The 12,012-nt window shown below is 72.1% G+C and carries 12 protein-coding genes; 8 read left to right on the top strand and 4 right to left on the bottom strand.

Annotated elements, in window-relative coordinates; all coding sequences use genetic code 11:
* Nucleotides 1-78: 78 nt before the first annotated feature.
* From proC to AB0M52_RS21650, 3 genes are read left to right on the top strand one after another with little or no spacing between them, the layout of a single operon-like run.
* Nucleotides 79-897, top strand: a complete 819-nt coding sequence (gene proC, locus AB0M52_RS21660) for a pyrroline-5-carboxylate reductase (RefSeq protein ID WP_363956459.1) — start codon at nt 79-81, stop codon at nt 895-897.
* Nucleotides 898-943: 46 nt separating this feature from the next.
* Nucleotides 944-1,294 carry a DUF2203 domain-containing protein gene (locus AB0M52_RS21655; RefSeq protein ID WP_363956450.1) on the top strand — a complete coding sequence of 117 codons (351 nt, stop codon included), beginning with the start codon at nt 944-946 and terminating at the stop codon, nt 1,292-1,294.
* 48 nt (nt 1,295-1,342) lie between these two features.
* Complete coding sequence (locus AB0M52_RS21650; protein WP_363956448.1) at nt 1,343-1,915, top strand: GNAT family protein; 573 nt, start codon at nt 1,343-1,345, stop codon at nt 1,913-1,915.
* 22 nt (nt 1,916-1,937) lie between these two features.
* Here AB0M52_RS21650 and AB0M52_RS21645 read toward each other — a convergent pair whose 3' ends face one another.
* Together AB0M52_RS21645 and AB0M52_RS21640 are read right to left on the bottom strand one after the other, a co-directional pair.
* Nucleotides 1,938-2,609, bottom strand: a complete 672-nt coding sequence (locus AB0M52_RS21645; RefSeq protein ID WP_363956445.1) for an NADPH-dependent F420 reductase — start codon at nt 2,607-2,609, stop codon at nt 1,938-1,940.
* Between the two features lie 193 nt (nt 2,610-2,802).
* Nucleotides 2,803-3,294 carry a glutathione peroxidase gene (locus AB0M52_RS21640; protein ID WP_363956443.1) on the bottom strand — a complete coding sequence of 164 codons (492 nt, stop codon included), beginning with the start codon at nt 3,292-3,294 and terminating at the stop codon, nt 2,803-2,805.
* A 231-nt stretch (nt 3,295-3,525) separates the two neighbouring features.
* Here AB0M52_RS21640 and AB0M52_RS21635 point away from each other — a divergent pair, with 231 nt between their 5' ends.
* From AB0M52_RS21635 to AB0M52_RS21620, 4 genes are all read left to right on the top strand, one after another.
* On the top strand, nt 3,526-5,142 hold the full coding sequence (locus AB0M52_RS21635; RefSeq protein ID WP_363956440.1) for a glycosyl hydrolase family 18 protein: 1,617 nt from the start codon (nt 3,526-3,528) through the stop codon (nt 5,140-5,142).
* Between the two features lie 160 nt (nt 5,143-5,302).
* A complete protein-coding gene (locus AB0M52_RS21630) occupies nt 5,303-5,785 on the top strand; it encodes a hypothetical protein (RefSeq protein WP_363956437.1) in 483 nt (160 codons plus the stop codon).
* 87 nt (nt 5,786-5,872) lie between these two features.
* A complete protein-coding gene (locus tag AB0M52_RS21625) occupies nt 5,873-7,279 on the top strand; it encodes a class II 3-deoxy-7-phosphoheptulonate synthase (protein WP_363956434.1) in 1,407 nt (468 codons plus the stop codon).
* A 77-nt stretch (nt 7,280-7,356) separates the two neighbouring features.
* On the top strand, nt 7,357-8,379 hold the full coding sequence (locus AB0M52_RS21620; protein ID WP_363956456.1) for a GntG family PLP-dependent aldolase: 1,023 nt from the start codon (nt 7,357-7,359) through the stop codon (nt 8,377-8,379).
* Between the two features lie 165 nt (nt 8,380-8,544).
* On the opposite strand, the gene AB0M52_RS21615 is transcribed toward AB0M52_RS21620, so the two are convergent.
* Both AB0M52_RS21615 and pknB read right to left on the bottom strand, forming a co-directional pair.
* Nucleotides 8,545-9,417 (bottom strand): deoxyribonuclease IV, encoded by an 873-nt coding sequence (locus AB0M52_RS21615; RefSeq protein ID WP_363956431.1) that lies wholly within the window; start codon nt 9,415-9,417, stop codon nt 8,545-8,547.
* Nucleotides 9,417-11,405, bottom strand: coding sequence for a Stk1 family PASTA domain-containing Ser/Thr kinase (gene pknB, locus AB0M52_RS21610; protein WP_363956428.1), 1,989 nt, complete (start codon nt 11,403-11,405; stop codon nt 9,417-9,419). Before pknB ends, AB0M52_RS21615 begins: the two co-directional genes overlap by 1 nt.
* A gap of 194 nt (nt 11,406-11,599) precedes the next feature.
* Here pknB and AB0M52_RS21605 point away from each other — a divergent pair, with 194 nt between their 5' ends.
* Nucleotides 11,600-11,953 carry an Rv2175c family DNA-binding protein gene (locus AB0M52_RS21605; protein ID WP_363956453.1) on the top strand — a complete coding sequence of 118 codons (354 nt, stop codon included), beginning with the start codon at nt 11,600-11,602 and terminating at the stop codon, nt 11,951-11,953.
* The last annotated feature ends 59 nt before the right edge of the window (nt 11,954-12,012 follow it).

Genomic DNA, 12,012 nt, shown 5'->3' with positions numbered 1-12,012 from the left:
GCTGCTCTGGGTGAACACTTGTCGGTTGCTCAGCCACCCGGCCCGCCGCGACGCCGGCACACGGAGGGGGTACGTCAGGTGTCAGCCGGGGTGCACACCGTCGCGGTGATCGGCGCCGGCAAGATCGGTGAGCTGATGCTCTCCGGCCTGCTGCGCTCGGGCTGGCCGGTGGACCGGCTGCTGGCCACCGCCCGCCGGCCGGCGCGCGCCGAGGAACTCGCCGCCCGCTACGGCGTACGGGTGGTGGACAACCTCACCGCGGTGGACGAGGCCGAGGTGCTGGCGATCTCGGTCAAGCCGCAGGACGCCGCCGCGCTGCTCGACGAGATCGGGCCCAAGGTGCCCGCCGACAAGCTGGTGATCTCGCTCTGCGCCGGCCTGCCGAGCAGCTTCTTCAGCCGCCGGCTGCCCGAGGGCACGCCGGTGGTCCGGGTCATGACCAACACGCCGGCCCTGGTGGACCAGGCGATGACCGCCATCTCCGCCGGGGCGCACGCCACCGGCACGCACCTGGCGCTGGCCGAGGAGATGTTCAAGCCGCTGGGCGCGACGATCCGGGTGCCCGAGACCCAGCAGGACGCGGTGACCGCCCTCTCCGGCTCCGGTCCGGCGTACTTCTACCTGCTCGTGGAGGCGATGACCGACGCCGGCATCCTGCTCGGCCTGCCCCGGCAGGTGGCGCACGACCTGATCGTGCAGACCGCGATCGGTTCGGCGGTGATGCTGCGCGACTCCGGCGAGCACCCGGTGAAGCTGCGCGAGGCGGTCACCTCGCCCGCGGGTACCACCATCTCCGCCATTCGGGAGCTGGAGAACCACGGCGTACGCGCGGCGCTGCTGGCCGCCCTGGAGGCGGCCCGGGACCGGGCCCGGGAGCTGGCGGCCCAGGCCGAGTGAGCGTCACCGGGTCGTTCCGGCGACCGGTGTGCCGCATACTGTCGCGGTGTTCACACTCGCCCAGGCCCGGCACCTGGTGGCCACCCTGCACCCCCGCGTCGACGAGCTGATCCGGGTCCGGGCCGACCTGGCCGAGTTGCAGGCCGACCTGACCACCCACGGGGTCAGCGCGCTCGGCGGCCGGCCCGAGGTCAAGGCCCTGGAGGCCCGGCTGTACGCGGTCCTCGACGAACTGCAGCAGCACGGCATCGAGGTCAAGGGCGTGGCGCCGGTGCTGCTCGACTTCCCCGGCGAGCGCGAGGGCCGGCAGGTGCTCTGGTGCTGGCTGGAGGGGGACAGCGACGTGCGCTGGTACCACCGCGCCGACTGCGGCTTCGCCGGCCGCCGCCCGATCTGACGGCAACCCCGGCGTACCCGTTACCCGCCGCCGCACTACCGTTGCCTGATGTTCGCCTCGCCGTTGACCGCCGATGCGCAGTTGCGTCCGCTGAACCCCTGGCACGCCGAGGAGTTCCTGGCCAACCTGGACCGGGCCCGGGAGCACATCTCGCCCTGGGTGTCGCCGTCCTTCGTGGCCACCGACCTCGACCGGGCCCGGCACGTGCTCCAGCGTTACGCCGACCGGTGGGCCCGCGACGACGGCGGCATCTGGGGCATCTGGTGCGACGGCACGCTGGTCGGCGGGGTGCTGTTGGTGTCGCTCAACGCCGCGACCGGGGTCTGCGAGGCGGGCTGCTGGCTGGAGCCGACGGCGGAGGGTCGGGGTCTGGTGACCCGCGCGGTCAGCCGGATCATCGACTGGGCGCTGGTCGAGCGCGGCCTGCACCGGGTCGAGTGGCGGACCAACGCCGGCAACGTACGCAGCATCGCGGTGGCCCGCCGGCTCGGCATGCAACGGGACGGCGTACTTCGTGGGGTGCTTCGTGGCCCGGACGGCCGGATCGACCTGGAGGTCTGGTCGGTGCTGGCCCCCGAGTGGCGTGCCCGCCGTGGCGGCGGCGTGGCCGGCGAGGGCTGATCCGTAGCGCCCACCGGGCACACTAGCTGGCTGCGGCGAGGGCGGCCCGGAGCCGGTCGGCGTCGGCGGGGGACTCCTGTTCCCAGTTTGTCGGGTCGGCGGAGTAGATAACGCCGTACGCCGGGGTGTCCGGCTGGAAGCGCCAGCTGTCGGCGAGCGTGCCGGCGTCGACGGCGTCGTAGCCGATCCGGTCGAGGAAAGCGGCGACGGTGGCCTTGGCGTCCGTGTAGTCGGAGGCGACCGGCAGTGCGCTGCGATCGGCGGCGCCGGTGGGCCGGGCCAGGGCGAGCAGGTGCCGGAAGAAGATGTTGTTGAACGCCTTCACCACCCGGGCCTCGGGCAGATGGCGTTGCAGCAGCTCGCTGCTGGTGGCGGTGCCCGCGTCCAGCTCGGGGAACTGGCCGTCCCGTTGCGGGTAGTAGTTGTTGGTGTCGATGACGACCTTGCCGGCCAGTGGTTGCGCCGGCACTGCCTGGTACGCCCGGAGCGGGATGGTGACCACCACCAGGTCGCCGCCCCGGGCTGCCTCGTCCACCGTCCCGGCGCGGGCCCGTGGCCCCAACTCGTCGACCAGCCCGGTCAGGGTCTCCGGCCCCCGCGAGTTGCTCAGCACCACGTCGTGACCCGCGCCCACCGCCAACCGCGCAACGGTCCCCCCGATGTGCCCGCTCCCAATCAACCCCACAACCGCCACGCCGACCCTCCCACCACCTAGTCGCACTCCCCACCGCCCCGCCCGCCGACGCCCCGCCCCGCAACGCCCCGCCCCGCCGATCATGCAGTTATCGTCCCCGCAAAAAGGGCCAATTGGGGCAAAATGGCGACCGGAACTGCATGATCGCGGCGGCGGGGAGGTGTATCGGAGCGGCGAGGGGTGGGGTGGGTTGTTAGGGGGTGGGGAGGATTTTGTCGATGGTGGTGCGGAGGGTGGGGTCGTCGGGGGTGACCGTCGGAGCGAAGCGGGCGGCGACGGTGCCGTCGGGGGCGACCAGGAACTTCTCGAAGTTCCAGCGGATGTCGCCGGTGTGGCCCTCGGCGTCGGGAGTGTCCACCAGGGCCGCGTAGAGCGGGTGCCGGTCGGGGCCGTTGACCTCGATCTTCTCCGTGAGCGGGAAGGTCACCCCGTAGTTGACCTGGCAGAACTCGCTGATCTCTGCGGCGCTGCCGGGCTCCTGGCCGGCGAACTGGTTGCACGGCACGCCGAGCACCACCAGTCCACGGTCGGCGTACTCGTCGTGCAGTGCCTGGAGGCCGGCGTACTGCGGAGTGAGGCCGCAGCGGGACGCGACGTTGACCACCAGCAGGGCGCGTCCGCGGTACTGCGCGAGATCGGCCGGGCCGCCGGAGAGCGCGCCGATCGGGATGTCGAAGACGGTCATGCCGCGAGGCTACCGCTGGACACCCCGTGGGCCGGCGCGCCCGCTGTCGTGGCGCCGTGCAGCCGGTGGTGGTCGCGGCTCCGTCCGGGCGACGCCCGGACCCACCACGCGGGTCGGGGTGGTTTCGGCTGGGCATGGAAATCGAAACATGCACATCTTGACGAAGTGATGGCGTGTGAGTAGCGTCTCCTCAACATTTTGGAAAGTTTCCTAACTGTTTGGAGACGCCACATGAAGAGATCGCTCCGCCGGGCCCTCTGGGTCGGCGCCGTGGTCGCGGTGACCGTCGCCACGGTCCCGATGGCCTCGGCGTTCGGCGCCGGAAGCGTGACCACCTCGTTCACCCGGGTGCAGGACTGGGGGACCGGTCACGAGACGAGGGTCACCATCACCAACGGTTCGGACGCCAGCGTGAGCACCTGGCGCATCGAGTTCGACCTGCCCTCGGGCACCAGCATCAGCAGCTTCTGGGACGCCGACGTGACCCGCACCGGCAACCGGGTCGTGGCGGTCAAGAAGAGCTGGGCCGGCGCGCTGGCGCCAGGGGCCTCCTTCAGTTGGGGCTACAACGGCACCGGCGGGTACGTGGCCCCGCAGAACTGCACCATCAACGGCGCGTCCTGTGGGGGTGGCACCCCGCCGCCGACCACCACCCCGCCGACCACCACGCCGCCCACGACCACGCCGCCGACCACGTCTCCACCGACCACCCCGCCGCCGACCACGCCACCGGGCGCGCAGAAGGTGGTCGGCTACTTCGTCCAGTGGGGCGTCTACCAGCGCAACTACCACGTCCGCAACATCCACACCAGCGGCTCGGCGGCGAAGCTGACCCACATCCTGTACGCCTTCGGCAACACCACGGGCGGCCGGTGCACCATCGGTGACAGCTACGCCGACTACGAGAAGGCGTACACCGCCGCGGAGAGCGTCGACGGCGTCGCCGACACCTGGGACCAGCCGCTGCGCGGCAACTTCAACCAGCTGCGCAAGCTCAAGCGGATGTACCCGCACCTCAAGGTGATCTACTCGATCGGCGGCTGGACCTGGTCCGGCGGCTTCACCCAGGCCGCGCAGAACCCGACCGCCTTCGCCGAGAGCTGCTACAACATGGTCGAGGACCCGCGTTGGGCGGACGTCTTCGACGGCATAGACATCGACTGGGAGTACCCGAACGCCTGCGGTCTCACCTGCGACGCCAGCGGCCCGAACGCGTTCAAGAACGTGATCAGCGCGCTGCGGACCCGGTTCGGCTCGTCGGCGCTGGTCACCGCCGCGATCACCGCCGACGGCAGTAACGGTGGCAAGATCGACGCGACCGACTACGCCGGCGCGGCGGCGAACCTCAACTGGATCATGCCGATGACGTACGACTACTTCGGCGCCTTCGCCCCGCAGGGCCCCACCGCCCCGCACTCGCCGCTCAACTCGTACGCCGGCATCCCGCAGCAGGGCTTCTGGTCGGACGCGGCCATCCAGAAGCTCAAGAGCAAGGGCATCCCGGCCAACAAGCTGCTGCTCGGCATCGGGTTCTACGGCCGAGGCTGGACCGGGGTGACCCAGACCACGGCGGGCGGCACCGCGACCGGGCCCGCTCCGGGCACCTACGAGCAGGGCATCGAGGACTACAAGGTGCTCAAGAACACCTGCCCGGCCACCGGCACGGTCGGCGGGACGGCGTACGCCAAGTGCGGTAGCAACTGGTGGAGCTACGACACCCCGTCGACCATCAACGGCAAGATGACGTACGCGAAGAACCAGGGCCTCGGTGGCGCCTTCTTCTGGGAGCTCTCCGGTGACACCAGCAACGGTGAGCTGATCAGCGCCATCAAGGGCGGTCTCGGCTGAGCCGACGGCCGACGCGTCACCCACACGACGGGGAGGGGCCCGCACCGGCCCCTCCCCGTCCGGCGTGCGACCAGGAAGGGGCCCTTCCTTGCATCGGAGGTTGGGTGTGACAGACTCGCCGCTCGGACGTGTCTCGATGTCCGCCGTCGGGGAGGTAGCGATGCGGGTGAGGTACCGGCGATCGGCCGCCACCGCCGTGCTGCTCACGACCGTGCCGTTCACACTGTTCGGCTGCGGGCTCCTCGACAGCGAGGAGGAGGCGGAGCAGCCCGGGCGGGCACCGGCCGAGGAGGCCATGGCGAAGTCCCGGGAGCGGGTGCAGGCGTACCTCGACGCGATGGCGGCCAAGGATGTGGCGGCCGGGCGCAGCCAGCTCTGCACGGTGCTGCACGAAGCGTACGACGAGGCCGCGACCGGGCCGAACGGGGACTTCGCCGACCACTTCGACGTACCCCGGGCCGAGATCATCGACGTCCGGCCGGGTCCGGCCGGGCAGGAGGTCAGCACCTCGATCGCGGTGACCGCCGGCAGCCGCAAGCTGACCCGGAAGCTGCTGTTCACGGTCACCCGCGACGGGCTCGACTGGTGCATCGCGGACGAGCGGCCCGGCGGGAACAGCCCCGCCCCCGAGCCGACGCCCTGACCTGCGTAGTCGTCCGGCGTCGTCCATCTGCCGGAACCCGGCCCCTCGCTGGCCGGTCGCCCCGCCGGTCGCCGTACGCTGCATGTCATGCGCCATGAGTGGCATCAGTTGAGCCATCCGGCGGTGGGCAGCCCGGTGCTGCAGACCAGCCGCCCGACCGTCGACTCCGCCGAGGACGAGGCCCTCGGCCTGGACCGCTGGCGGAATCTGCCGCGCGCCCAGACCCCGCCCTGGCCGGACCAGGCCCAGGTCGCCGAGGTCTGCAAGGTGCTCGACACGGTGCCGTCGGTGGTCGCCCCGTACGAGGTCGACCAGTTGCGGCAGCGCCTCGCGCTGGTCTGCGAGGGCAAGGCGTTCCTGTTGCAGGGCGGCGACTGCGCGGAGACCTTCGCCGACAACACCGAGAGCCACCTGTTGGCCAACGCCCGCACACTGCTGCAGATGGCGATCGTGCTGACCTACGGCGCGTCGCTGCCAGTGGTCAAGGTGGCCCGGGTCGCCGGGCAGTACACCAAGCCCCGGTCGCTGCCGACCGACGCCCGGGGCCTGCCGGCCTACCGCGGCGACATGATCAACTCGCTGGAGACCACCCCGGAGGCCCGGGTCGCCGACCCGCAGCGCATGATCCGGGCGTACGCCAACTCGGCCGCCGCGATGAACATGCTTCGCGCCTACCTCGCCGGCGGGCTGGCTGACCTGCACGCCGTGCACGACTGGAACAAGGGCTTCGTGCGCAACTCCCCGGCCGGCGAGCGGTACGAGGCGATTGCCCGCGAGATCGACCGCGCGCTGGCCTTCATCCGGGCCTGCGGGATGACCGACGACGACGCGCTGCGTACGGTCACCCTCTACTGCTCGCACGAGGCCCTGGCCCTAGAGTACGACCGGGCGCTGACCCGGGTCTCCGGCGCCCGGGCGTACGGGCTGTCCGGGCACTTCCTGTGGATCGGCGAGCGCACCCGGCAGATCGACGGGGCGCACATCGACTTCATCTCCCGGATCGCCAACCCGATCGGGGTCAAGCTCGGCCCGACCACCACGCCGGACGAGGCGATCGAGCTGTGCGAGAAGCTGAACCCGGACAACATCCCCGGCCGGCTCACCCTGATCAGCCGGATGGGCAACCACAAGGTCCGCGACGCGCTGCCGCCGATCGTGGCCAAGGTGACCGCCGCCGGCGCCAAGGTGGTCTGGCAGTGCGACCCGATGCACGGCAACACCCACGAGTCGTCCAACGGCTACAAGACGCGCCACTTCGACCGGATCGTCGACGAGGTGCTGGGCTACTTCGAGGTGCACCGCGGCCTGGAGACCCACCCGGGCGGCCTGCACGTCGAGCTGACCGGCGAGGACGTCACCGAGTGCCTCGGTGGCGCACAGGGCATCGCCGACCTCGACCTGCCCGACCGGTATGAGACCGCCTGCGACCCGCGGCTGAACACTCAGCAGTCGCTGGAGCTGGCCTTCCTGGTAGCGGAGATGCTCCGTGGCTGACGCGAGGAGTGAGCTTGCGAGCCCCGCAGTCGGCAGCCGAAAGAATGACCGTGGCTGACGCGACCGAAAGTGGAGACATGTTGATCGACCTGCGCTCGGACACGGTGACCCGGCCCACCGCTGGGATGCGGGAGGCGATGGCCACCGCCGAGGTCGGCGACGACGTCTATGGCGAGGACCCGACGGTCAACGCCCTCGAGGCCGAGGTCGCCGCGCTGTTCGGGCACGAGGCGGCGCTGTTCTGCCCGAGCGGGTCGATGGCCAACCAGATCGCCCTGCAACTGCTGGTGCCGCCCGGCGCGGAGCTGCTCTGCGACGCCGACGCGCACGTGGTCACGTACGAGATGGGGGCTGCCGCCGCGTACGGCGGGATGACCTCGCGGACCTGGCCGGCGGTGGGCGCGGAGATCGATCCCGACGCGGTCGCCGGCATGATCCGTCCCGACGGCTACTGGGCGGTGCCCACCCGGGCGATCGCCGTGGAGCAGACCCACAACCGTGGCGGTGGCGGGGTGATTCCGCTGGCCACGCTGCGTGAGCTGCGCGAGGTCGCGGACGTCGCGCAGGTGGCGCTGCACTGCGACGGCGCCCGGATCTGGCACGCGCACGTCGCCGACGGGGTGCCGCTGACCACCTACGGCGCGCTGTTCGACACGCTGTCGGTCTGCCTGTCCAAGGGGCTCGGTGCACCGGTCGGCTCGCTGGTCGTCGGCACCGCCGACAAGATCGAGCGGGCCCGGGTGATCCGCAAGCGGATGGGCGGTGGGCTGCGTCAGGCCGGCATCCTGGCCGCCGCCGGGCGGTACGCCCTCGCCCACCATGTCGACCGGCTCGCCGAGGACCACGCGAAGGCGGCCCGGCTGGCCGAGGCGATCGCCCCGTTCGGGGTGCTGGCCGCCACCGTGCGCACCAACCTGGTGCCGCTGGACCTGACCAAGGCACCCCTGGACGCGCCCGCCCTGGCCGCCGCCGCCCGCGCCGAAGGCGTACTCATTTCAGTGCTCGGCCCCCGCACGGCCCGCCTGGTCACCCACATGGACGTCACCGACAACGCCATCACCCGCGCCGCCACTATCCTCACCCGCATCCTCCGCGCCTGACCCACCGCCCTCCCGAACCCCGCGATCTTGCACTTTTTGCCGCCACATAAGCCCTGAAAGGGGCGTAAGGGCGACCGAAAGTGCAAGATCGCCGCAGCGGGCAGCGGGCAGCGGGCAGCGGGCAGCGGGCAGCGGGCAGCGGGCAGCGGGCAGCTGGCAGCTGGGTCAGGGGAGGAGGCGGCGGAGGGTGGCGATGTCGGCGGCGTGACCCTCGTGGCGCTCGGTGGGGGTTTCCACCAGGATCGGGACGTTGGCGGTGGCCGGGTGGCGCATCAGCTCGGCGAAGGCCGGTTCGCCGATCATGCCCTTGCCGATGTTCTCGTGCCGGTCGCGGGTGGAGCCGCAGAGGTCCTTCGAGTCGTTGGCGTGCACCAGCCGCAGCCGGTCCGCCCCGACGGCGGCCACCAGGGCGTCCAGGGTCTCGGTCATGCCGCCCTCGGCGGCAAGGTCGTGCCCGGCGGCCCAGGCGTGGCAGGTGTCGAAGCAGACGCCGAGCCACGGGTGCCGGTCCACCGCGTCGAGGTACGGCCCGAGATGCTCCACCCGGCAGGCCAGCGACCGGCCGCCACCGGCGCTCGGCTCGACCAGCAGCATCGGCCCGCCGCTGGCAGCGGCCGAGTCCAGCAGCGGCAGCAGGGACTCGCGTACCTGCCGCATCGCCGCCTCGGCGTGCCCGGCGTCCACCGCGCTACCGGCGTGGAACACCACCCCGCGCGCGCCGATCGCGGTGCCCCGGCGCAGCGCGTGGGCGAGGGACTGTGCCGACCGCTCGACCGTCGCGGCGGTCGGGGAACCCAGGTTGACCAGCAGCGACGCGTGGATGTAGACCGGGACGCCCCGCTCGGCGCAGCCGTCGCGGAACAGCGCGTCCTGCGCCGGATCCCCGGCCGGCATCGCCCACCCACGGGAGTTGCCGACGTAGACCTGCGCCACCTCTGAGCCGGCGGCGTCGAGGTACGGCAGCGCCGCCTTTGCCAGCCCGCCCGAGGTGGGCGTGTGCGAGCCGACCGGGCGGTGGCCCGGATTCCCGGTTGCCATCAGAAGCACCCGATGGTGACCGGGGTGCCCGGCGGGACCGGGGTGTTCTCGGGCGGGTTCTGGAACCGGACGACGGCCTCCGGGTTGAACTGGATCTCCACCGGGAAGCCCTGGCTCTCCAGCACCTGCTTGCCCTGCTGGCAGGGCAGGTCGATGACCCGGGGTACGGCCACCTGCGGCGGACCCTCGCTGACCTCCAGCCGGACCTGGGCGCCCTTCACCACGCCGCTGCCGTCGGCCGGGCTCTGCCCGATCACCTCGTCGCGGGGCTTGTCGGACTGCTTGTACGTCGGCTCCACCAGCACCAGGCCGAGCTGCGCGATCTGCGCGCGAGCCTCGTTGAGGTTCTTACCGACCAGGTTCGGCACGGTGATCGGGGCCCGGCCCTTGCTGAGGATGACGGTGATCTTGTCGCCCGGCTTGACCTCCTTGCCCGCCTCCGGCTTGGTGGCCACCACCACGCCCTCCGGCAGGCTGTCGTCGTAGCGGGCGGTGCCCTTGACGACCTCCAGCTGTGCGCTGACCAGGTCCGCCTCGGCCAGGTCGAACTCCTTGCCGACCACATCGGGAAGGGGGAACTGCGCCGGACCCAGCGACAGGGTCAGGGTGATGGTGCCGCCCTTGAGGATCCGGGCGGACGAGGCCGGGTCCTGCGCCACCACACCGTCGCGGGGGATCTGCTCGTCGTACCGGGGCTCGGTGTACCGCAGGGTGAAGCCGCCCTGGGCCGCCTGCGCCTCCGCCTCGGCCTTGCTCATGCTCACCAGCTCCGGCGCGGTGGAGTAGCGACCCACCCCGAACCACCAGCCGCCGAGCGCGGCCACCAGTCCGAGCACCACCACGACGGCGGCGATGGCGAGGCGGCCGTTGGAGTCGCCCAGCAGCCGGGTACGCAGCGTGGCCAGGCGGGAGCCCAGGTGCTCGCTGTCGTCCGGGGCCGCCCGGCGTCGGCCCCGGGCGGGGGTGCCGGCCTCCGGCAGCCGGGCCCACGAGGGCCGCTCGGTCGGGCGGACCGTGGACACCACCATCGTCGGCTGGGACACCGCCGGGCCGTCGGCCACGGGGGACAGCATGGCGGTGTGGGTGTTCGAGTTGCCCAGGCCGTCCTGGGCCACCCGCACCTCGGTCAGCAGAGCGCCGGCGTCGGCGGGGCGGGCCGCCGGGTCCCGCCGGGTGGCCCGGGCGACCAGGTCGTCGAGCACCCGTGGCAGACCGGGCACCAGGGTCGACGGCGCGGGGACGTCCCGGTCGACGTGCTGCCAGGCGATGTCGATCGGCCGGTCGCCCTCGTACGGCACCCGGCCGGTGAGCATCTCGAACAGCACGATGCCCGCCGAGTAGACGTCCGTACGGGGGTCGGCGCGGCCGTCGGTGACCAGCTCGGGCGCGACGTACGCCACGGTGGCCATCAACTGGTTGCCGCTGTCGTGGTCGGTGCTCGCCTCGACCGCCCGGGCCAGCCCGAAGTCGGTCACCTTGACCACACTGTCGACGAGGTTCGCCGGGCCGCCGCTGGGTGCCTCGGCGACCAGCACGTTCTCCGGCTTGACGTCCCGGTGCACCAGTCCGGCCCGGTGGGCGGCGGCGACCGCGGCGAGCATCTGCTCGGTGATGGCCAGCGCCTCGTCCGGGTTGAGCCGGCGTCGCTCGGTCAGCACCTCGCGCAGGGTGCGCCCGCGTACGTACTCCATGACCAGGTACGGCATCCCGGCGTGGGTGCCCTGGTCGTAGACCGCAACCACGTTGGGGTGGGTGAGCCGGGCGATCGTCTTGGCCTCGTCGGTGAACCGGTCGACGAAGCTGGCCAGCCCGGCCCGGCCCGGGGGGCCCTGGGTCGAGTGAATGATCTTGACCGCCACGGTGCGTTCGAGTCGTTCGTCGGTGGCGGTGTACACGGTCGCCATGCCGCCACGGGCCACGCGACCGCGGATGCGGTAGCGCCCGTCGATCAGCGAGCCCAGCAACGTGTCGGCGACCTGTGTGTCCATCGGCAGGGAGTCTATGTGTCGGAGGATGAAGGTTGAACAGGATGCTACAGCCCGGGTGGCCGCCCGCGGGTACACCGCAGGTACGGGATTGGGGTCCGCCCTGCTCAGGGTGACTGTCGGGAGGCCGTTGACCCGGTGCCGGGGCGACGTGGCAGGGTGGTCGGGTGACCGACTCCGTACCCGCCGCTGGCGCCCTGCCCGAGGCCGGCCCCGCCGACGCGGCAGGCTGGCTGACCCTGCCGGACGTCGCCGAACGGCTCGACCTGCAGATCAGCAAGGTCCACCAGATGATCCGGGACCGGGAACTGATCGCGGTACGCCGCGACGGTGTCCGCCGGATCCCGGCCGACCTGGTGGCCAACCGCACCGTGCTCAAGCACCTGCCCGGCGTGCTCAATTTGCTGGCCGACGCCGGCTACGACGACGAGGCGGCGCTGCGCTGGCTCTACGAGCCCGACGACACCCTGCGCGGCGGTTCCCCCGCCGCCGCCCTCGCCGGCGACCACGCCCGCGAGGTCAAACGCCGCGCTCAGGCCCTCGGCTTCTAACCTCCCGCGTTCCCGCACGTGCCGGGCCGGGCGGGCGTGCCGGGCCGTGCCGGGCGTGC

Source organism: Micromonospora sp. NPDC051296 (assembly GCF_040682255.1).
Lineage (GTDB): Bacteria > Actinomycetota > Actinomycetes > Mycobacteriales > Micromonosporaceae > Micromonospora > Micromonospora craterilacus.
Note: the sequence above shows the minus strand (reverse complement) of the source record. Positions and strands in the feature narration are given on the sequence as shown.